The organism is Streptomyces sp. UG1, assembly GCF_049974585.1.
In the GTDB taxonomy this organism is placed as follows: domain Bacteria; phylum Actinomycetota; class Actinomycetes; order Streptomycetales; family Streptomycetaceae; genus Streptomyces.
The window spans coordinates 310,905-330,524 of record NZ_JBNGGG010000001.1 but is presented as its reverse complement, the minus strand read 5'-3'; the positions used below and the strand labels follow the sequence as shown (position 1 = coordinate 330,524).

At 69.2% G+C, this 19,620-nt stretch carries 20 protein-coding genes and 2 pseudogenes; 4 read left to right on the top strand and 18 right to left on the bottom strand.

Translation table 11 applies throughout. The annotated features are described in order from the left end of the window. Positions 1 to 4 precede the first annotated feature (4 nt). On the bottom strand, positions 5 to 955 hold the full coding sequence (locus ACP4J3_RS01565) for a LysR substrate-binding domain-containing protein (RefSeq protein WP_426529475.1): 951 nt from the start codon (positions 953 to 955) through the stop codon (positions 5 to 7). Positions 956 to 1,091: 136 nt separating this feature from the next. Between ACP4J3_RS01565 and ACP4J3_RS01560 the strand changes: the two genes are divergently transcribed. Then, positions 1,092 to 1,646, top strand: coding sequence for a peroxiredoxin (locus ACP4J3_RS01560; protein WP_426529473.1), 555 nt, complete (start codon positions 1,092 to 1,094; stop codon positions 1,644 to 1,646). A gap of 5 nt (positions 1,647 to 1,651) precedes the next feature. Further along, on the top strand, positions 1,652 to 2,191 hold the full coding sequence (locus ACP4J3_RS01555) for an alkyl hydroperoxide reductase (protein WP_426529471.1): 540 nt from the start codon (positions 1,652 to 1,654) through the stop codon (positions 2,189 to 2,191). Here the strand turns inward: ACP4J3_RS01555 and ACP4J3_RS01550 are convergent. From ACP4J3_RS01550 to ACP4J3_RS01520, 7 genes and pseudogenes are all read right to left on the bottom strand, one after another. Beyond that, the gene (locus ACP4J3_RS01550; protein WP_426529469.1) at positions 2,137 to 3,534 is read right to left on the bottom strand and encodes an AI-2E family transporter; all 1,398 of its coding nucleotides are present in this window, start codon (positions 3,532 to 3,534) and stop codon (positions 2,137 to 2,139) included. The genes ACP4J3_RS01555 and ACP4J3_RS01550 overlap by 55 nt on opposite strands. Positions 3,535 to 3,684: 150 nt before the next feature. Further along, on the bottom strand, positions 3,685 to 4,389 hold the full coding sequence (locus ACP4J3_RS01545) for a transglycosylase SLT domain-containing protein (RefSeq protein WP_426529467.1): 705 nt from the start codon (positions 4,387 to 4,389) through the stop codon (positions 3,685 to 3,687). 399 nt (positions 4,390 to 4,788) lie between these two features. Beyond that, a complete protein-coding gene (locus ACP4J3_RS01540; RefSeq protein WP_426529465.1) occupies positions 4,789 to 6,114 on the bottom strand; it encodes a PhoH family protein in 1,326 nt (441 codons plus the stop codon). Positions 6,115 to 6,468: 354 nt separating this feature from the next. Next, on the bottom strand, positions 6,469 to 7,242 hold the full coding sequence (locus ACP4J3_RS01535; RefSeq protein ID WP_426529463.1) for an isoprenyl transferase: 774 nt from the start codon (positions 7,240 to 7,242) through the stop codon (positions 6,469 to 6,471). Between the two features lie 793 nt (positions 7,243 to 8,035). Beyond that, a pseudogene (locus ACP4J3_RS01530) lies at positions 8,036 to 8,841 on the bottom strand (methyltransferase domain-containing protein). 65 nt (positions 8,842 to 8,906) lie between these two features. Continuing rightward, positions 8,907 to 9,413 carry a GNAT family N-acetyltransferase gene (locus tag ACP4J3_RS01525; protein ID WP_426529461.1) on the bottom strand — a complete coding sequence of 169 codons (507 nt, stop codon included), beginning with the start codon at positions 9,411 to 9,413 and terminating at the stop codon, positions 8,907 to 8,909. 174 nt (positions 9,414 to 9,587) lie between these two features. After that, on the bottom strand, positions 9,588 to 10,466 hold the full coding sequence (locus tag ACP4J3_RS01520; protein ID WP_426529459.1) for an LLM class flavin-dependent oxidoreductase: 879 nt from the start codon (positions 10,464 to 10,466) through the stop codon (positions 9,588 to 9,590). Between the two features lie 68 nt (positions 10,467 to 10,534). On the opposite strand from ACP4J3_RS01520, the gene ACP4J3_RS01515 reads away from it, so the two are divergent. After that, positions 10,535 to 10,900 (top strand): DUF192 domain-containing protein, encoded by a 366-nt coding sequence (locus ACP4J3_RS01515; RefSeq protein WP_426529457.1) that lies wholly within the window; start codon positions 10,535 to 10,537, stop codon positions 10,898 to 10,900. A gap of 109 nt (positions 10,901 to 11,009) precedes the next feature. On the opposite strand, the gene ACP4J3_RS01510 is transcribed toward ACP4J3_RS01515, so the two are convergent. The 3 genes from ACP4J3_RS01510 to ACP4J3_RS01500 all read right to left on the bottom strand — a co-directional run bounded on the left by ACP4J3_RS01510 (position 11,010) and on the right by ACP4J3_RS01500 (position 12,678). After that, positions 11,010 to 11,243: a hypothetical protein gene (locus tag ACP4J3_RS01510; RefSeq protein WP_426529455.1), complete on the bottom strand. Its 234-nt coding sequence runs from the start codon at positions 11,241 to 11,243 to the stop codon at positions 11,010 to 11,012. Between the two features lie 380 nt (positions 11,244 to 11,623). Next, positions 11,624 to 12,199, bottom strand: a complete 576-nt coding sequence (locus ACP4J3_RS01505; protein WP_426529453.1) for a hypothetical protein — start codon at positions 12,197 to 12,199, stop codon at positions 11,624 to 11,626. Positions 12,200 to 12,231: 32 nt separating this feature from the next. Continuing rightward, positions 12,232 to 12,678 (bottom strand): hypothetical protein, encoded by a 447-nt coding sequence (locus tag ACP4J3_RS01500; protein ID WP_426529451.1) that lies wholly within the window; start codon positions 12,676 to 12,678, stop codon positions 12,232 to 12,234. Between the two features lie 251 nt (positions 12,679 to 12,929). Between ACP4J3_RS01500 and ACP4J3_RS01495 the strand changes: the two genes are divergently transcribed. After that, positions 12,930 to 13,295 carry a WXG100 family type VII secretion target gene (locus ACP4J3_RS01495; protein ID WP_426529449.1) on the top strand — a complete coding sequence of 122 codons (366 nt, stop codon included), beginning with the start codon at positions 12,930 to 12,932 and terminating at the stop codon, positions 13,293 to 13,295. Between the two features lie 350 nt (positions 13,296 to 13,645). Here ACP4J3_RS01495 and ACP4J3_RS01490 read toward each other — a convergent pair whose 3' ends face one another. The 7 genes and pseudogenes from ACP4J3_RS01490 to ACP4J3_RS01460 form a co-directional block, all read right to left on the bottom strand. Next, positions 13,646 to 16,321, bottom strand: a complete 2,676-nt coding sequence (locus tag ACP4J3_RS01490) for an ABC transporter substrate-binding protein (protein ID WP_426529447.1) — start codon at positions 16,319 to 16,321, stop codon at positions 13,646 to 13,648. Positions 16,322 to 16,553: 232 nt separating this feature from the next. Then, the gene (locus ACP4J3_RS01485) at positions 16,554 to 17,006 is read right to left on the bottom strand and encodes a hypothetical protein (RefSeq protein WP_426529445.1); all 453 of its coding nucleotides are present in this window, start codon (positions 17,004 to 17,006) and stop codon (positions 16,554 to 16,556) included. Positions 17,007 to 17,215: 209 nt separating this feature from the next. Continuing rightward, on the bottom strand, positions 17,216 to 17,509 hold the full coding sequence (locus ACP4J3_RS01480) for a transposase family protein (RefSeq protein WP_426529776.1): 294 nt from the start codon (positions 17,507 to 17,509) through the stop codon (positions 17,216 to 17,218). Continuing rightward, positions 17,431 to 17,940 (bottom strand): hypothetical protein, encoded by a 510-nt coding sequence (locus ACP4J3_RS01475; protein WP_426529443.1) that lies wholly within the window; start codon positions 17,938 to 17,940, stop codon positions 17,431 to 17,433. The genes ACP4J3_RS01480 and ACP4J3_RS01475 overlap by 79 nt, the downstream gene beginning before the upstream one ends. Positions 17,941 to 18,072: 132 nt before the next feature. Continuing rightward, positions 18,073 to 18,555: a hypothetical protein gene (locus ACP4J3_RS01470; RefSeq protein ID WP_426529802.1), complete on the bottom strand. Its 483-nt coding sequence runs from the start codon at positions 18,553 to 18,555 to the stop codon at positions 18,073 to 18,075. Between the two features lie 131 nt (positions 18,556 to 18,686). After that, complete coding sequence (locus ACP4J3_RS01465) at positions 18,687 to 18,821, bottom strand: hypothetical protein (RefSeq protein WP_426529800.1); 135 nt, start codon at positions 18,819 to 18,821, stop codon at positions 18,687 to 18,689. 112 nt (positions 18,822 to 18,933) lie between these two features. After that, a pseudogene (locus tag ACP4J3_RS01460) lies at positions 18,934 to 19,332 on the bottom strand (peptidase E); the annotation flags it as partial. Positions 19,333 to 19,620 lie beyond the last annotated feature (288 nt).

Genomic DNA, 19,620 nt, shown 5'->3' with positions numbered 1-19,620 from the left:
TCACCTAGGGGGCGTCCGCCTCCAGCACCCGTACGGGCAGCGGGCTCAGCGCCGCCCGCAGTGCGGCCGCCAGTTCCTGGTACTCCGCGCTGCGGGCGGCGCCCGTGCGCATCGCGAGGGCGATGCGGCGGGTCGGGGCCGGGTCGGCGAAGCAGCCGGTCAGCAACTGGTTGCTGCGGCTGGTCTCGACCTTGACGGCGGTGCGCGGCAGCAGGGTGACGCCGAGGCCGCCGGCGACGAGCTGCACCAGGGTGGACAGTCCAGCGGCCGTGGTCGTGACCGGGGCGTCCGCTCTCCCCGCCTCGCGGCAGATGTCGAGGGCCTGGTCGCGCAGGCAGTGCCCCTCGTCGAGCAGTAGCAGGTTCAGCTCCTTGAGCGCCTCGCGCGCAATGCCCTCGCGGCCGCCGAGCGGGTGGTCCAGGGGCGCGACCAGCACGAAGTCCTCGTCGAACAGCGGCAGTTCGGCCACACCGGGCACACCGAGCGGCACGGCGAGGAGAAGCAGGTCGAGGCGGCCCGTGGTGAGCCCGTCGACCAGGCTCGCGGTCTGCTCCTCGTGGACCTGGAGGTCGAGGTGCGGATACCGGTCGTGGACCAGCCGCAGCACCGTCGGCAGCAGATACGGCGCCACCGTCGGGATGACCCCGAGGCGCAGCGCGCCGGTGAACGGCGCCCGGACCGCCTCCGCCTCCTCCATCAGCGCGCCGACCTCGACCAGCACCGCCTTCGCCCGTACGGCCAGCCGCTCGCCGGCCGGGGAGAGCAGCACCTTGCGGGTCGTGCGCTCCAGCAGCGTGATGCCGAGGGTCTCCTCCAGCGCGGACACGGCACCCGAGAGCGCGGGCTGGCTCATGCCGATCGCGGCGGCCGCGTCCCGGAAGTGCAGATGCTCGGCGACGGCGGCGAAGGCCCGCAACTGGGCGAGGCTGGGCTGTCTCCTCTTACCGACGGTCATCGATAGGCTCCTCCGATCAACCTGACCGAGCATAGCTATTTCCCATATCAATGCAGCTTGTGCCAGGATCGGTAAGGTCCAACCCCATGGGAGACACCTGTACCGAACGGGTGTCTCCTCGCTGCAAGGAGAGCGTGTGCTCACTGTCGGTGACAAGTTCCCCGAGTTCGAACTGACCGCCTGCGTCTCGCTGGAGAAGGGCAGGGAGTTCGAGACGATCGACCACAAGACCTACGAGGGCAAGTGGAAGATCGTCTTCGCCTGGCCGAAGGACTTCACCTTCGTCTGCCCGACCGAGATCGCGGCCTTCGGCAAGCTGAACGAGGAGTTCGCCGACCGCGACGCCCAGGTCCTCGGCTTCTCCGGTGACTCGGAGTTCGTCCACCACGCCTGGCGCAAGGACCACGACGACCTGCGCGACCTGCCGTTCCCGATGATGGCCGACTCCAAGCACGAGCTGATGCGCGACCTCGGCATCGAGGGCGAGGACGGCTTCGCCAAGCGTGCCGTGTTCATCGTCGACCAGAACAACGAGATCCAGTTCTCCATGGTGACCGCCGGCTCCGTCGGCCGTAACCCCAAGGAGGTCCTGCGGGTCCTGGACGCCCTGCAGACCGACGAGCTGTGCCCGTGCAACTGGAGCAAGGGCGACGAGACCCTGGACCCGGTCAAGCTCCTCGCCGGAGAGTGAGTGCCATGTCCCTCGACTCCCTGAAGTCCCGCATACCGGACTACGCCAAGGACCTGAAGCTCAACCTGGGCTCGGTCATCGGCAACTCGGATCTCCCGGCCCAGCAGCTCTGGGGCACGGTGCTCGCCACGGCGATCGCCTCCCGCTCCCCGATCGTGCTGCGCGAGCTGGCACCGGAGGCGAAGGCGAACCTGTCGCCGGAGGCGTACCGGGCGGCGAAGTCCGCGGCCGCGGTGATGGCGATGAACAACGTCTTCTACCGGACCCGGCACCTGCTGTCCGACCACGAGTACGGCAACCTGCGCGCGGGGCTCCGGATGAACGTCATCGGCAACCCCGGTGTCGACAAGGTCGACTTCGAGCTGTGGTCGTTCGCGGTGTCCGCCATCAACGGCTGCGGCATGTGCCTGGACTCGCACGAGCAGGTGCTGCGCAAGGCGGGCGTGGACCGCGAGGTCGTTCAGGAGGCGTTCAAGATCGCGTCCGTGGTTCAGGCCGTCGGCTCCGCCTTGGAGGCCGAGGCAGTGCTGGCCGACGTCGAGTAGTCGCCCTCGCCCTGTGGACCCCGCTCACCCTCGGTGGGCGGGGTCTCCTGCGTTGCCGGGAGCCGCGGTGCCGACTCCTGCGCATACGCCCGCAGATACCCCACGATCGTGTTCGACACCGCCACCAGCGGTACGGCGACCACCGCGCCGCCGATCCCCGCCACCATGCCCCCGGCCGCCACCGACAGCACGACCGCCAGCGGATGGACGCGGACCGCGCGGCCGAGGATGAACGGCTGCAGGACGTGGCCCTCGATCTGCTGGACGGCCAGGACGACGGCGAGGGTCATGACCGCGGTGAAGACGCCCTGGGTCACCAGCGCCACGACCACGGCCAGGGCGCCGGAGGCCACCGCGCCGACGAGCGGGATGAAGGAGAACAGGAAGATGAAGACGGCCAGCGGCACGGCCATCGGCACATCGAGGAAGTAGATGCCGATGCCGATGAAGACGGCGTCGATCAGGGCGACGAGGACGGTGCCGCGTACGTACGCCGTGAGCGTCGCCCACGCGCGCGGGCCGGCGCCCGCGACGCCCGGCCGGGCCGCTGCGGGCACCAGCTTCAGCGTCCACTGCCAGATGCGCTTGCCGTCGTAGAGCAGGAAGAGGGTGGAGAAGGCGGCCAGCAGAATGCCGGTGAGGGCTTCGACGACGACCGTCACGCCTTCGAGGCCGGCCGAGGTGATCTCGTCGGTGTTGGCGCCGATCGCGTTGCGGAGGTTCTCGGCGATGTCGTTGATCTGCTTGTCGGTGACGTGGAAGGGGCTGTTGAGCAGCCAGTTGCGCAGCTCGTCGATGCCGTCCTGGACCTGGTCGGAGAGGTTGTCGATGTTCTCCATGACCTGCCAGGTCACGAACCAGCCCATCAGCCCGATGACGACGAACCCGAGGATCGCGGTCAGCGCGGTGGCGGGCCCGCGCGGCACTCCGCGCCGGGTCAGCCAGGCCACCGAGGGCTGCATCAGCGCGGTCAGGAGCAGGGCGATGACGAAGGCCAGCACCACGAGTTGGACGGCACTGATGACCCGCATCAGCACCCAGACGGTGCCGGCCAGCACCAGCAGCCGCCAGCCCGCCTCGGCCGCGACCCGTACGCCCCACGGCACGACCTGTGCGGGGTCGGGTCGGGGCGGCGGAGCGCTGGGCGCGTAGTCGGGGGGCGCCGGGACGTGGCCGGAGGGCGGTGGGGCGTCGCCGGGGGCCGGTTCAGCGGCGGCGGACTGCCGGGCCGGCTGGAGTTCGGCGCTCTCCCGTTCCACCGCGGCGCGGCGCTCGTCCAACCGCTCGCTCATCTCGGTCAGCCCGGCACCGAGCCGGCCGAGCCACCCTGGCATTCGCGACATGATCCGTCCTCTTCCCCCGTCTCTCCCCACCACTCCCCCTGGAGTCGTGGATTCCGACCGTACATGGCACGGTCCGCACAAGAGCGAAAGCCCCTCACCGAAGGACGGTGAGGGGCTCTGCGGGGTTGAGCGCGGGCTCGGTACCGATGATCAGTACCAGCGGTTGGCCTGCCAGAAGCTCCAGGCGCCGCAGGGGCTGTCGTAGCGCTCGTTCATGTAGTTCAGGCCCCACTTGATCTGGGTGGCCGGGTTCGTCTGCCAGTCCGAGCCGACGGACGACATCTTGGAACCGGGCAGGGCCTGGAAGAGGCCGTAGGCGCCGGAGGAGGGGTTGACCGCCCGGTAGTTCCAGCTCGACTCGTGGTCCACGATGTTGCTGAAGCACTGCCACTGGTCGCTCGGCACCATGGACCGCGCCATCGCCTGGATCTGCGCGACGGTGTACGAGCTCTGGACGGGGAAGTCGGCGGCGGAGGACCGGGACGCCTTCGCCTCGGCCTCTTCGCGCTCCTTGGCTTCCTTGGCCGCCTTCTCGGCGGCTGCCTTCTTCTCGATCGCGCTCTGGGCGGCAGCCTTGCGGGCCGCCTCCTCGGCGTCCTTCTTGGCGCTCACGTCCGCGGCGATGGCCTGGACATCGGCCTGCGCCGACACGGACTCGGTCTGCACCTGGGCCTGCTGGCCCGCGGGTATGTCCGCGAGGAGCGTCGAATCGGCTGCCGTCGCCTCGGCGTCGTTGTTCTGCGCGGTGCTGCCCGAGGCAACGCCGACGACGCTTCCGACAGCGGTGACCGCGGTGGCCGAGGCCACTGCGAATCCCCTGACCGAAATCGGACTCACACGGTTTCCTTCCAGCATCGCCCGCTTCGGTGACCCTGGCGGACGCAATCTTGCCCCTGGCACTGGCCTCCCAACTGCGGGGTCACGGGAGGCACGGACCCGGTGGGCAACTCCCGCGAGGGAGCGCCGCGTACTGACTCGGGCGGCATACGACGTCACTATGCAGTTGGTGGTGGTGTCGCTGTGGGTCCGTACCGCTGGGGGTACAGGTGTGTCGTATGCGGGGCCTGACAGGAGTGAGACTCTGCCGCACGCGGACGCCGCAAGGCAATTCTGTGTTGCGTGTGAAAGCTCACACCTCGTTTGTCCCTGGGGTTTTGCGGAAAGCCGCACACGCCGAGGCGCCGCCCGGATAGGCTCTCCCGCCTTCCGAACGGCGCCAACCGACGAGTAGCTACCGCAAGTTGTGCACTTGGGTCAGATCTGCCCGTCCTCCAGCATTTCGGTCACAAGGGCGGCGATCTGGGACCTCTCGGACCGCGTCAGGGTGACGTGGGCGAAGAGGGGATGACCCTTCAGCTTCTCCACGACGGCGACGACACCGTCGTAGCGCCCGACCCGCAGATTGTCCCGCTGGGCCACGTCGTGGGTGAGAACCACCCGCGAATTGGCACCGATTCGGGACAGAACGGTAAGAAGCACATTCCGTTCCAGCGACTGCGCCTCGTCCACGATCACGAACGCGTCGTGCAGCGAGCGTCCGCGGATGTGCGTGAGGGGAAGCACCTCCAGCATGCCGCGCGCGGTGACCTCTTCGATGACCTCTCGGCTGGTGACCGCGGAGAGGGTGTCGAAGACCGCCTGCGCCCAGGGGCTCATCTTCTCGGCCTCGGTGCCCGGCAGATAGCCCAGCTCCTGCCCGCCCACCGCGTACAGCGGCCTGAAGACCATCACCTTCTGGTGCTGACGGCGCTCGAGGACCGCCTCCAGACCCGCGCACAGCGCCAGCGCCGACTTGCCGGTGCCGGCCCGGCCGCCCATCGACACGATCCCGACGTCCGGGTCGAGCAGCAGGTCGAGCGCGATCCGCTGCTCGGCACTGCGGCCCTTGATGCCGAAGGCCTCCCGATCGCCGCGCACCACACGGATGTTGCCCTCGGGTGTGACCCGGCCCAGCGCCTTGCCGCGCTCGGAGTGGATGGTCAGCCCGGTGTGCACCGGCATGTCGGCCGCTTCGGGGACGAAGACATGCCCCTCCTCGAAGAGGATGTCCACCTGTTCGCCCGGCAGGGTCAGTTCGGACATTCCGGTCCAGCCGGAGGAATCGGTGATGGCGAGCTCGGCGCGGTACTCCTCGGCGAGGAGACCGACGGACGAGGCCTTGATCCTGAGCGGCAGGTCCTTCGACACGACGGTGACGTCGAACCCCTCGGCCTGCAGATTGCGGGCGACCGCGAGGATGCGGGAGTCGTTGTCCCCCAGGCGGTAGCCGGTCGGCAGAACGCTGGGGTCCGAGTGGTTGAGCTCGACACGGACGGTCCCGCCGAGGTCCCCGATCGGGATGGGGGCGTCGAGACGGCCATGCTTCACCCGGTAGTCGTCGAGCAGGCGCAGTGCCTGCCGGGCGAAGTAGCCGAGTTCGGGATGGTGCCGCTTGGCCTCCAGTTCCGTCACCACGACGATGGGGAGCACGACCTCGTGCTCGTCGAAGCGGTTCAGGGCGTTCGGGTCGGCCAGCAGGACGCTGGTGTCGAGAACGTAGGTGCGCCGGTCTGGCTTGTGGCGCTTTGTGCTGGTCACCACGGAAGGACGTACCCCCTCGGATGAGGTCGGGGAGCGACGGAGTGGAGCTGGACCGGTCGTCGGCCTCGCTGTGCACCAGGCACGGGCCGAAAACCGGCCCTCCACTGCTTCTTCCGTGCCGTGACCGCACGGTCGGGCTGGTGCAAAGGGCCTCCCGGGCGGACGGCTCCGGCGCCGCCCGCTGAGATACGACACCCGTGGTTCGGGCGTCGACCTGCTTGCCTTATGCCCTCGAACACGCGGTGCCATGCCAGCGCATATGACGGCGCCCCGGTGAACTCCTTGTTACTTCTGTACCGAAGAAGGTGACTTTCACCTCGCCGAAATACGGCGATCCGGTGGCCGAAAGGGTCCTCAGCCGCCGTAACGCCGGTGTCGGGCCGCGTAGTCGCGCAGGGCGCGCAGGAAGTCGACCTTACGGAAGGCCGGCCAGAAGACCTCGCAGAAGTAGTACTCGGAGTGGGCCGTCTGCCAGAGCATGAATCCGGACAGCCGCTGCTCGCCGCTGGTGCGGATCACGAGGTCGGGGTCGGGCTGGTCACCGGTGTAGAGGTGGCGGCCGATCAGGTCGACGCTGACCGTCTCGGCAAGGTCCTCCATCGAGGTGCCCTTGTCGTGGGCGTCGAGAAGCATGGAGCGCACGGCGTCGGCGATCTCCTGGCGTCCGCCGTAGCCGATGGCGACGTTGACCAGTATCCCGTCGACGTGGGCCGTGGATTCCTCGGCCTCCTTCAACGTGGTCTGCATCGGCGCGGGCAGCAGATCCGGGGTGCCGACGTGATGCACTCGCCAGCGGCCGTCGGCGGCGAGGGTCCGTACGACGTCCTCGATGATGCCGAGCAGCGGGACGAGTTCTTCCTGCGGCCGGTCGAAGTTGTCGGTCGACAGCAGCCAGAGGGTGACGACTTCCACGTCGATCTCGGTGCACCAGCCGAGGAACTCCTCGATCTTCTCGGCACCCGCCCGGTGACCGTGCACGGTGGTGGAACCCGCGGCCTTCGCCCAGCGCCGGTTGCCGTCCATGATGACGCCGATGTGCTTGGGCACCTGAGCGTGGTCCAGGTGGCCCTCCACCCGGCGTGCGTACAGCCTGACCAGCAGGTTGCGCAGCTTGTCGCGCAGGTTCACGTGTTCGTCAGCCCCTCCGTACGGCGGTCCCCTCCGGCGAAGCGTACCCCTGTGGGGCCTGGGCCGGGGGTTCGGGTGCGGGTTGGCCGCCGGGCGCCCGGGGCGGCTCCTCGAGCGGGACCGCAGGCGTCGGGGCAAAAAAACGGGCCGGTCCGTGGGGGGGAGACGGACCGGCCCGAGGGGGGGCTTCCACCATAACCCTTCGTAAGTGATGCTGCGCGCATCGGCGTGCCACAACTACTCTCCGAAATCGCTCGGCGACGGGGTGGTGGCCGCGAGAGGGCGCCTTCGTGGCGGATTCATGGCGGGTTCGAGCCGTATTCCCAGGGGAAACGGGAGGGATACGGATGGATCCGGAGGGTTTGCCGCTACTTGAGGCCCGCCAGGCGACTTGTCCGCACCTCCCTCCCCCGGGTGACCCCGACCGCGAACGCCCCCTTGACTTCGCACGTCAAGAGGCCGGGCGGATGCGACACCGAAGCGACGCGCGTCCAGCAGCGGGGTGTCACCGGGACATGGCACCGCGCAGCCCCCTCCGCTGCGCGGTGCCGCCACGCAGCTTTGCGTACGCGAATTACCTTGGTCTGAACTTACGTGAGAGCCCTGAGGAAAGCGAGTCAGCGCCTATAACAATGTGGAGAAGGTGAGCACCCTTGGATGCGCAGGGGACTGGGGACCTTCGCCCACGAATGCACGGTTTGCACCCTTGCCCCTGTGGTGCGGAGCGCTGACGGCGATTCCGACGGGGCCGAGCCCGTTCGCACCGGACAACTTCGGGAGGCCTGCTCAAGGATCAAGGGCTCGGCTTGCGCGCGTCGAAGAGATGGCGGGTGCTGTGGGCGACGAAGGGGCCCTCGGACTCGATCTGCTCCTGCAGAGCGCGCAGTTGGGGCCGATACGCCTCGACCGTGAACCCGGGGACCATCCACACCACCTTGCGCAGAAAGTGGACGACGGCGGCGATGTCGTGGAACTCCATGCGGAGTCTCTCCGCCCGCAGATCGGCGATCTCCAGGCCGGCGGCCTCGGCGTCGGCGCGCTCCCGGTCGGGATGGCGGCCGCTGCGGACCTCGTCGGGCTGGGGCCCGAGGAAGTACTCGACGAGTTCGAAGACGCTGTGCGGCCCGACGTGCTGGGCGAAATAGGCACCGCCGGGTCGCAGCACGCGCGAGATCTCCGTCCAGTTCGCCCGCACCGGATGCCGGCTCGTGACGAGGTCGAAAGCCGCGTCGGCGAACGGCAGCGGGGCGTCCTCGGGCGAGGCGACGACCGCGACACCGCGCGGGGCGAGCAGGGCGGTGGCCTTGGCGACGTTCGGCGGCCAGCCCTCGGTGGCGGCGGTCAGCCCTCGGTGGCGGCGGTCAGCACGGGCGCCTTCGGGGCCCGGCCGAGCGCGAAGTCGAGGACCTCCCCGCCCCCGGTCTGGAGGTCGAGCGCGGCGCTCGCACCGGCCAGCCGCTCGGCCAGCGACACGGCGTACCCCCAGCTCGGCCGCGCCTCGGTGGCCCGGCCCTCGAACCACGAGAAGTCCCAGCCCTCGGTGGGCACGGCGGCGCCTTCGGCGACGAGTTCCTCGAACGAACGGCTGTGCTCTGCCATGCGGTCATGATCGCAGGGCGGGGTCGGCGGCCGCCGCTGGTTTTCGGCGGTTGGACGGCAGGAGATCAGCGGCCGTGCCGACCGGGGCCGGACAGCACCAGCAGCACATGCTCGTCGTCGCCGTGCCGGACGGTGCCGGACCGTTGGAAGCCGTGGTGTTCGAGGAGGCGTACGGAGGCGGTGTTGGCGTGGAAGGGGTCGGCGTACAGGGGCCGGATCCGCTCCGTGTCGAGGAAGAGGGCAAGGGCCTTGGTGCCGATGCCGCGCCCCCAGTAGGGCCGCCCGAGCCAGTACCCGAGGAAGCGGCGCTCACCGTCCCACCAGGAGACGACGCTGCCGGCCACATCGTCCCCCGCCAGGACCGTCCGCACGAGACAGGTCTCGTCCCCGAGCACGCTCGTCCGCCAGTGCTTCATGAAGGCGTCGCGCGGCCGGGGCGTGAATCTCGACCGCCGCAGGGCCTCCGGGTCGTGCTCGTGGGCGAGGAAGGCCTCCAGGTCGGCGTCGAGCACCTCGCGGAGCCGTACGTCCAGGTCGTGGTCGATGCTGTCGGGGTCCGGGTCATCGCTCATGCCCAGGAGTGTGGCAGCAGCCACTGACAACGCCCCGCGCCGATCCACTGCGGTTCGGCGGCGCCCTGAAGGGGCGCGGGGCTGTGTCGATTTGCGGCTCCGCCGCGTGGGCGCGACAAGCCACGACGGCGCCGCACACGATCGACGGCCCATCGCGGCACCCCCAGCGGAGCGCTACGGCACCAACGGCCGCACCTCCTCCGCCACGAACCGCACGAAGCCCTCCGGGTCGGGCTCGTCCCCCGTCGGCTGGAGCACCACGGTGTCCGCGCCGGCGTCCGCGAGCCGCTGTACGGCCTTCGCCACCGCCCCCGCGTCCCCGGCGACGCCGAGATCGGGCACGGAGGCGAGCCCCTCGGCCGCCAGTTCGGCCCTGAGCCGGGCGGGCCCGTCGGCCCCGGTGGCGGTGAGCAGGTAGACGACGACCTCGTGCGGCTCGGTACCGGTCCGCCCCGCCGACTCCCGCCCCTCGTCGATGAGCTGCCGCGCCCTGCGTACGCCCTCGGGCGGAGTCCCGGCCGTGAGCAGCGTCCCGTCGGCGGCGGCACCGGCCAGCCGCAGCGAGCGGGGCCCGGTGGCGCCGGCGATGACGGGCACGGGCTCCGCGGGCGGCCAGTCCAGGGCGACGTCGTCGAGCTTGACGTACCGCCCCTCGACGGTCACCAGTTCGCCGCGCAACAGGGCGCGCAGGGCGTCGAGATGCTCCCGCAGCAGGGTCACCGGGGAATCGACCCGGGCCCCGACCTGCCCCATCCAGTCCTGCACACCGTGTCCGACGGCGAGGATCGGCCGTCCCGGGAACATCCGGTGCAGGGTGGCGGCCTCCATGGCGGTGATCGCGACGTTCCGCAACGGTACGGGCAGCAGCCCCACGCCGACCTTGATCCGCTCGGTCCAGGCGAGGGCGGCCGCCGCGGTGGAGATCCCGCCCTCCCGGAAGCAGTCCTCCCAGAGCCACAGCTCTTCGAGGCCCGCGTCGTCGGCGAGCCGGGCGACGGTGCGGAGTCGTTCGGGTGCGAGTTGGGGACGGAACACTGCGCCGAGTCCAGTCATGAGACCTTTCCTACCCGGGTAACACTGGCCGGACAACCGAGAATCCGGGAGCGGCGGGAGGGGCCGGGATGGGGCGGCGGTGGCGTGACGGGCACGGGACGCTGATCGTTCACGGCGAACGGGGCGACGTGTCGGTCCCCCTGGAGATCGCCTCGTCGTACCGGACCCGCACGAAGGGGCTCCTCGGGCGTGACGCCATCGACGGGGCGATGCTGCTGACTCCGGCGAGCAGCGTGCACACGTTCCGCATGCGCATGCCGATCGATGTCGCCTACCTCGACCGGGGGTTGCGTGTCGTCGCCGTACGGACCATGGCGCCGGGTCGGTTGGGGTTGCCTCGGCTGCGGTCGCGGCATGTGCTGGAGGCGGGGGCGGGGGTTATGGCGGGGTGGGGGGTTGGGGTGGGGGTTCGGGTGACGGTCGGGGCCGGGTGACCGGGTCAGTCACCGGGCATGTGGCTGCCTGGGGCGGACCGCAGAAATACAGAAAACACACGGATGCATTCCTGCGGTCCGCCCGCCGGGCCATGGAGGGCCTGTGTCGTCAGCCGGCTATGGCGCTGACGTTCACGCCCGCCGTGACACCCTCCGCCGAGGCTGCGGCGACCACGTCGGCGCAGACAGCGCCGAGCGGGGTCTCGGCGTGGAGGTGACCGGCGAGACCGCCGGAGAGGCTGCCCGAGAGGGCGCCGGAGCCGCTGGCGGCCATACCGCCGGAGACGTTGTCCAGGGCGGCGTCCGACAGTTCGGCCGTGTTCACCTGGGGGCTGAGGTTCATGGGGAGCGGTTCCCTTCGAGTGAGCTCTTGATCAGGGGTGGTGTCCGCCCGCTTCCCAGGACAGGGAACCGTTTCTCGGCGACACCACCGAGCACGTGATCCAAGCACGCCGCAGGTGAGCGGACCACTGGGAGGCGGGAGCACCGGGCCGAATCGAGTGGACCGGCTTCACCTGCGTGATGATCTGGTCAAGAGATGCGCCGACACCCTCACACAGCCCGCCATCTCGCTCCGCGCACGGTGTTGCGCCCCGGTTTCCACAGCGGGCAAATCCCCGCCAAATTCCTCGGCACTCCTCGGAACGTGACGGCCGCTCAGGTCTCGTATGACCACTCGGTGAACGGTGTGCAGGTTCGCCGGATCTTCCGCGCCTCGGCCGCTCAGGGGGCCACGTCCTCGATCGAGCTGGGCCCCATCTGGGACGCGGAGCTGAACTCCGGCAGCGTCGAGGGCTGGTCGAAGAGGAAGAAGCTCTGGTTCATGCCGAGGGTGAACTCCATGTAGGCACCCGTGGTGGCGTCGAAGCCGTAGTAGGTGTTGCAGGTCCCGGACCCGTCGCTGTAGGTGCCGTCCATTTCCGGGAGGGGGACGTTGACCAGACCGCCGCTGTTGTTCGACTCCGTCTTCGACGGTGGCGTACCCAGCGCACAGTACGAGACGGGGAGGCCCTTCAGAACGAAGTAGCCGTACTCCCCCTTGGCGTTCTGAAGGTAGACGTAGCTGAGCTTGCCCTTCGAGCTTGCCTTCCCCCAGGTCTTGATCCACCTGTTGATGGTCTCGCGCGTCGTGGAGTACTCGGGGACCTCGATCGGCTGGTTCGCCACGAGTCTGTCGTAGCCCTTCTGCTTCGCCTCCGTCTCCTTCGCCTGTGTGGAGTCGTCCTCGCAGGCGGCGGCGCTGAAGCCGACCGACAGAACGGCGGCGACGGCCAGTGCGGTGCGTTTGACGCGCTTCATGGCCTTCTCCCTTTCTCTCCTTCTCCTCTTCGTCACGGCGCACACGTGGTACTCATGTCGTTCACGTCCAGCCGCGGCGGCAGGTCCTTGTCCTTGAAGGCGCTCCGGTGCTCTTGTGCGGCTTTGGCGTTGTATTCGTTGACCGCTTCGATCCGGGACGACTTCAAGGCGGTGAGGGAGGTTCTGATCTGAGCCCGCCTCGACTCGGAGGCCGTCTTGTCCTCCTCTTCCAGGGCCTTGATGGTTCCTTCTTTGGACTGCACCGTGGAACAGAGTCCGAAGAACTCCTCGTACGTGGCGATCCGGAACTCACCTGAACCGTCGGTGCGGTCTCGCTTGTCGACTTCGCCGCGGAATGGAGCGGTCAGCCAACTGATGCCACCGATGGCGAGGGTGATGGTCAGACCGATCGTGACGAGGGCGGCGATACCGCCGATCACCCAGATCAACGCTTTGACGTCTTCTCGGGTATTGCTCACCCCCGCACGCTACAGAGCAGTTCCCGGGACCCCTCCCGGGCGAGCCGCGCGTGGCTGGCCCTCCCCTCCCATGAGGCCCGTCTGCACCAGCAGGTTCCCCCGCCTGCGCGAGACGAAGATTCCTCGCCCGGCCGGCACACGACGCCCTGGGCGCCCAGTTCCTTGATGCGCTGCATGAAGGGTGCCGCTCCACCAGTTGCGGGCCCGCAACTGCTCGGCTGTGACGTCGGGCGAGGGCGTGCGGCGGGCAGATGGCGGGAACCCAGAAGGTCACTGACGACGTACTGCGGCAGTTCGAGCAGGAACTCAACGAACGCTTCGGGTCGGTGAAGCAGCAGTTGCAGCAGCTCCACGCCGTGATCGACGGCGTCGAGGGCAAGTGGCAAGGCCAGGGTGCCGTGTCCTTCGACCGCAAGCAGACCGAGATCAACGAGCGCATGGCCCACATCGGCAACCTGCTCGTCCGCTTCCAGAACGCGGTCAACGACAACCGCCGCATCGCCGGCAGCACCGCCGAAGAGATCTACCAGGCCCTGGCGGGCATCGACGCGGGCGGCTCCGGCTCGGCCGGCGGCGCCCCGGCGGCGGGCAAGACGTCGGCCTTCTCCGGCATGTAACGCGCGACCAGCGTCTCTCCTTTCCCCCAACGCACCCGACGTGGAAGGGAAGTTGAACAATCCATGGCAGTAGACAACGGCACGATGCTGGTCACTTACGCGGAACTGGAGAGGGCCGCAGGGGACATCACCGCGCAGGCCAAGAAGCTGGACACGGACCTGGAAGCCCTCCAGAAGGGACATCAAGGCCATGGAGATCCACCAGGCCCTGAACGCCATCGCGAACACGGTCCGTGAGGCGAGCGCGGCGTACAGCGCGGCGGACAGGAAGGCTGCCGCCAACTACTGACGCGGCGGGCTTCGTTCAGGGTGGGTACGCACGGGAGGTACCCACCCTGAGTGGCAGATGCTCAGCCCGCGCAGGGCGGCCCTTGTGCCTCACTCGACTGGCCCTGGCGGTAGGCGCCGCAGGCGAGGACGGCCTCCGGATGGTTCCCCGACTGGCGCAGCAGGACGAGGGTCTTGTCGTGGGGTGGGGCGTTGGCACCGTCGTAGGAGACGTATCCGGTGGCTCCGTTGAAGGCGATGCCGGTGCCGAGGACCAGCAGCACGGACTCGCGGTCGATGTCCGGGTCGCGCAGCCCGGCCTGGCGCACGGCCTGCGACAGGACGTGGAAGGCGTCGTAGGAGACCGCGGAGTGGCCGTCCTGGCGCCAGGGATCCGTGCCTTCGGTGGTGTCCCTCACATAGGCGTCGTACTCGGCCACGAACTGCCGGGTCCTGTCGCTCGCGTCCGGATCGTCGGCGGGCAGCCGGTGCGCGGAGTAGTACAGGCGCAGCCAGTCCTTGTTGGCGAAGGCGCCCGTCTGCGCCACGTTGGTCAGCTCGTTGCCGCCGAGCACCGTCACGTCACGCGCGGTGCACGTCCCGGCGGTGTCCATGGAGTTGATGAGCGCGGTGAAGTCCTTGGCCCGCGCCGACCAGTACACCACCGAGTCCGGTTTGTCCTCCAGCGCGTCGCACAGCGCCCGTGCCAGCAGATCGGCGTCGGGCTGGCTGACCGCACCGCGCAGTGGCGCGGGGCCGAAGTCGCCGTCCTGGTGGAAGTCGAACACCTGGTGCGTGCCGTCGAACTCGCTGACGAACCGGCCGGCGAGGCTGTGGCTGTACAGGTCCGCGGAGCTTTCGATCACGATCGCGTGCCCGGCCGGGGTGCAGCGGTCCTCCGAGCCGGGCTCGGCCACGATGTTCTCCGTGTGCGCGAAGCCCGCCTCGATCGTGGCCTCGCGCGAGTTGAACGGTGTGGACGGCCAGTAGGTCCGGGTGGCCGGGCCGGAGAGCATCTCGTCGGCGGTGGCGGTGGTGCCGATCGAGGGGATGCCCGCCTCGCCGAGGACTCGGAGGGCGGCCTGGGTCTCCTTCCGGCTCTGTGCGAAGCCCAGTACGCCGACGACTCGGTCGGCTGCCGGGACGCTCTCCTCGTCCGTTATCTCCGCGACGAGCTTCTTCGCCTCGCTCTCGGCGTCGCGGAAGGCCACTCCGGCCTCGCGTACGTCCACGCGCAGGGGTATCAGCGAGTTGTCGGCGGCAGCCTCCCGGTTCAGCCGCTCCTGCCACATCGCAATGCCGCGCAGCTCCGGGATCGTCCCGTCGAAACGCGTCTCGTCATCGTTTTTCGGCGGGTCGGACACGAAGGCGACGACGGTCCGCACGGCGCGGCCCCGGGCGGCGTACTGCGCGACACGCGCGTTCTGTTCGTCGATGGTCTTCACGGCCGCCCCGTACCAGGCGGCGGCCTCCACCGGTATCGGCTCCGTGGGGGCGGACTCCGCCACGGAACTGGTGCCGCCGAGGCAGTCGCGGGCCGCGGGGATCACGCCGGGGAGCACGAGTCCCGCTGTGAGCAGGGCGAGCGTGGTCACGCCGCTCACGATCGAGGCCGGGACGTGTCGGCTGAACCTGAACGTTCTCGGCTCGACGGGAAGGACCGGCACGCCGCGCGCCGCCAGGGCGCCTTCGGAGATGGGGACCAGGACGGCGGGTTCGTCGGCGGAGCCGTTGTCGGCGAGGCGCACGCTCGCTTCCGGGAACGTGCTCTCGACCGGATCACCCAGCTCCCGCAGCAGGGCGTCCGAGGGCACGCCCACGGCGACGACGAGCGGGCCCGGCGACCGGGAGGTGGCCTGGGCCCGGCGCAGGGAGCGCAGGAAACGCTCGGCGGCACGGGCACCCGGCTCTCCTGCCGGAGGCAGCTCCACGAACAGGACCGGGCGGCTGGTTCTGCGACGCCGACCGGGCAGGATCCGCCCGATCGCCGGTCTGCGCAGGTCTTCCAGCAGGGCCCGCAGGATGAGCCAGTCGAACTCCTGGAGCGCCTCCTCGTGCGATGCGTCGTCCATGAGCTGCACGGATCGCTCTGCGGCCACGCGGTCCATCAGCCGGAAGAGGTTGTTGCTGCCCTGGGCCACCTGCTGCGCGCCGAGCCAGCCCCGCATCACCTTGCGGGAGGCACGACGGGCCCACAGCCACCGCGGGAGCAGCTGAACGAACGACAGCCAGCTCAGGTTGGCCAGGAACCCGGCGAGCCCGTCGAGTGCCGGTCCGTCCATCCTGGTGAAGGCCAACAGACCGCCCCGATGGGCCCGTCGCTCACTGACGTGGGTTCGCAGCTCCGCTTCCTGGTTCGCGTTCGTCGCCCACTCCTGCGGGTGCGACCTGATGTACTCGACCAGGTCGCACATGACGTGGAAGTGCGGGAAGCGGTCGGGAGTCATGTGCTGCGGAGCACTGCGGTACAGCTGCGTCCCGGCGCCGACGGAGAGCAGCCTGGAGTCGGCTTCCGCCCTGGTTCCGGCCGGCAGATGAGCGAACGGCACCCGCTGCCGCAGCGCCCCGGTCAGGGCGGCGACGACACGGTCCACGCCGCTCCGGTACGACGCCTGCGGCACGCGCAGCAGGAACAGCGGCGGACTGGTCTGAAGCTTCGCCCGGTTCTCGTACTCGGGGGCCACGGTGACCCGGAACTCCCGTACGAACTCAATGGCCTGGTCGTTCGGGAATCTGGGGCCGTCGAGAGGTGTGGTCATGCGGAACTCCCCTCATGTTCAACGTGACGGACCCACGCCATGAGTCGACCCCGGATGGGGGCCAACTCGACCTGTTGCGAGCCAAGTTGAAAGAAGACGATCGAGGAAAGGGAGTTGAAGGGTAGCTGTGATGCGGCAGCGTCACAATGGCCCGCCGGAAGCGCTTCAACACAGTTCACGTGCGCCCCCTGCGCCCGCCATGTGCGCCCCTCCGGCCCGGATCATGTGCTGGTCACCCGTCCGCGGCACCGCAGTCGTAGTCGTTCACCGCGTCGAAGGCGGGACGGTTGCGCTCGCCGTACACAGGGTCCACGACATCACGCGCCTTGGCCCCCGATCTCAGATTGCTCGCCGAGGTATCGATCGCCTTGAGCACCGTACGGAACTCTTCGGCGATGTCCGACGGCGCGCTCGCCCGCATCGGTTCACCGGTGTCGGCGATCAAGGCGGCCTTCCTCCGCAGCTCCTTGAAGTCCAGCGGCTGCCCTTCGATCGCCGCACCCACTTCGGCGCTGTAGGCGATGACGCCGACCTGGAAGGTCGACAGATTAAGGCAGAAGGCCGAGATTTCGGTGGCACTCGGCCGCGCGGTCGCTGCGCTGGGCGCGGCCGAGGCCGGGGCCGAAGCCGGTGGCGCGGCGTCCGTGGAACTGGAACAGCCTGCCGTCATCAGCGCGGCGGCCACCGTGAAGACCCATCTGCGTGGAGCAGTCATGGGCGGAGAGTAGGCAAGGGGGTTCGGGAGGGGTCCCAGCGAACTGGGTGCCGTGCCCGTCCCCCACCCGCTCATTGAGATCGTTTCATCCTGAAGTTGCAGGTCAGATCCCTGGTGTGGGTCGCTGAGGGGGGGTATCGGGCTGGCCGGCGGCGTGATCGTGGGCGGGTGATCGTCTGTCACCGCCGGATTTCAGCGTTCGCCAGGACGAGCAGAGCCCGCAGGAGCGTGGTCGCGTGGCGGGCGTTCATCCGGAGCTTGGTCAGTACGCGCCAGGTCTTGAGGTTCGCGAAGCCGTGCTCGACCGCAGCGCGTTCGCGGCTGAGTAGCCGGTTCGCGTCCTTCTCCGCCTTGGTGAGGCGGTGGCTGCGGGCGGCCTTGCGGCCGGTGATGATCACCGGGACGTCGTCGGGGAGGTCATCGATGCCGACGAAGCCGAGGTCGGCCAGGGCTGCGAGCCCGGCCTTCCGCAGGTGTCCGGTGATCTTGTTGTGGCGGGCGGTGGTGGTCTCGCTGGAGCGGCCGGGCTGGCCGCCGAGATCCAGATCAGGTTGCCCTTGTCATCGGTCAGGGCGAGAAACAGCAGGCCATGGGCCTTGTGTTTGCCGCTGTAGTTCTTCCGGTTGTCCGTCCCGGTGCGGCGGCGGGTGCGGACGAGAGTGCCGTCCAGCAGCACCACGACACCGCCGATCCTGACGATCTTCTTCAGCGCCCGGTCCAGGCGCGGAGCCCGGGCGGCGAGCAGTTCGACGACCTCCTGCAGCCAGCGACGCACGGTGGAAGCGGAGACGTTGTTGCCGCCGGCCATGTCGGCCAGGCGCTGGTCATGGCGGAGCACGGCGAGCACGATGACCGCCTGGTTACCCGGGTCCACGGCGACGAGAGTGATAGTCGACTTCGACACCGGAAGCCGAACCTGATAGACAGCGTCACGCGAGCCCTCGGCGGGGCGGGATGTCTTCACACACACTCCAACTCCCGCTGCGGGCCCTCGCGTTACGCCCACAACCGGCCGGTCTGCCGCCGCCCCGATCGATCAGCGCGGCAGGTAGCGGCCTGCCCCGGTCCTCGCCAGCCAGCCCCGGTCGGACAACTTACGCAACTGACCACGGACCGGCTCGACCTTGCCCGGCGTCGTCTCGCGGCCCAGGGCGATCGCGACATCCTTGGCCATCACCGGCCCGCCCGCGCCGGCCACGATCTCCACGATCCGCCGGTACTCGGGCGTGAGGACCTCCACGCCCATGCCCTCGGCACGGTCCGGCACCAGCCGCATCCCGCCGGCTCCCGGCCCGACCACCACCCGTTCCGGCTCCGGCTCCGGCTCCGGCTCCGGCTCCAAGATCCTCGACTGTCGACGCCCGCCGTCCGTGGCCTCGGCCCACTGCCCGAACACCACTTCAGCGGCCTCCATCCGGGCCACCTCCGACTCAATCCCGGCCAGTTCCTTGCGGAGCAGCTCGGCCCCATCCGCCAGCTCGATCCGCCGCTCGATCGTCCACGTCAGCCCGTCCGTCATCCACATCCCTCCCGCCGCGGAACCTACGGAATGCCCAGCCCCGTCGCCCGAGAACCCCGGAAACCGCCCCCGCCGGACGATTACCCGCTCGTGATCACGCCGGCAACCAGCGCGAGCACACCATCCCCAGCTCAAGGGGCGAACAGCTTCCAGTGCCCCTCGGAGACGACTTCGACGCTGCCGTCGGTCACCTTGATGGCGGTCTCGTCGTCGATCGCGTACCCCGGTCGCGGGATCCCGACGGCCCACATCTGCGCGTTGGCCATGGAGTTGTCCGGGAGATTCTCGTGGTCCAGGTGCGGGAAGATCGAGAAGTCCGACGCTGGGGGCCATCACCATGCTCCCGGCGCTCGCTCCCACATGGACCGTCTCGCGCAGCGACGGCAGCAGGTCGGCCAGCCCGGACTGCCGCATCCAGTGACACAGATACAGGGCATCGCCGCCACCTGCCAGCAGGACGTCGGTCTCTCGGACCGAGGGGAGCCACAGGTCCTCGCCGAGGCTGGGCAGCGCGGTGAGCTCCAGCACCCCCAGCGACTTCCAGCCCACCTCGCACAGTGAGATGACGGAGCGTCCACTGATGAACCGCCATGCCGAACCGACACCGCCGGGCATGGCATACGCCGCGGTGGGAATGCAGAGGGCGTTGGCCTCGGCAACCGGTTTGCCCAGCAGGTCGACCAACGCGTCGTGGATGCTCGCGTTCTTGATGCCGGCGGATGTGAGAAGAAGCCGCACGATACCTCCCGATTCGAATGCGATGAAGCGGTCTGACATCCAGACCTGGTACCACCGCGAAACTCATCGCTGCCGAACAGGATCCAGCTCCCGCAACAGGCCGCTTGCCGCGTAGGACCGGCTCGGGCGCTTGCAGCACGCGCGAACAGCGGCGGGTTCCGGCGAACACCCCGTGGCAGGCGATCACCTGGAGCCGATCACGCCGCCGACCAGGACAAGTACCGCGGCCACCGGTCACACCAGACCCGTGACCAGCGACTTCAGGATGAGACGATCTCATTGCGCTGCTCTACGGATACCGCACGGCGAGACGTGAACCGGGCGGAT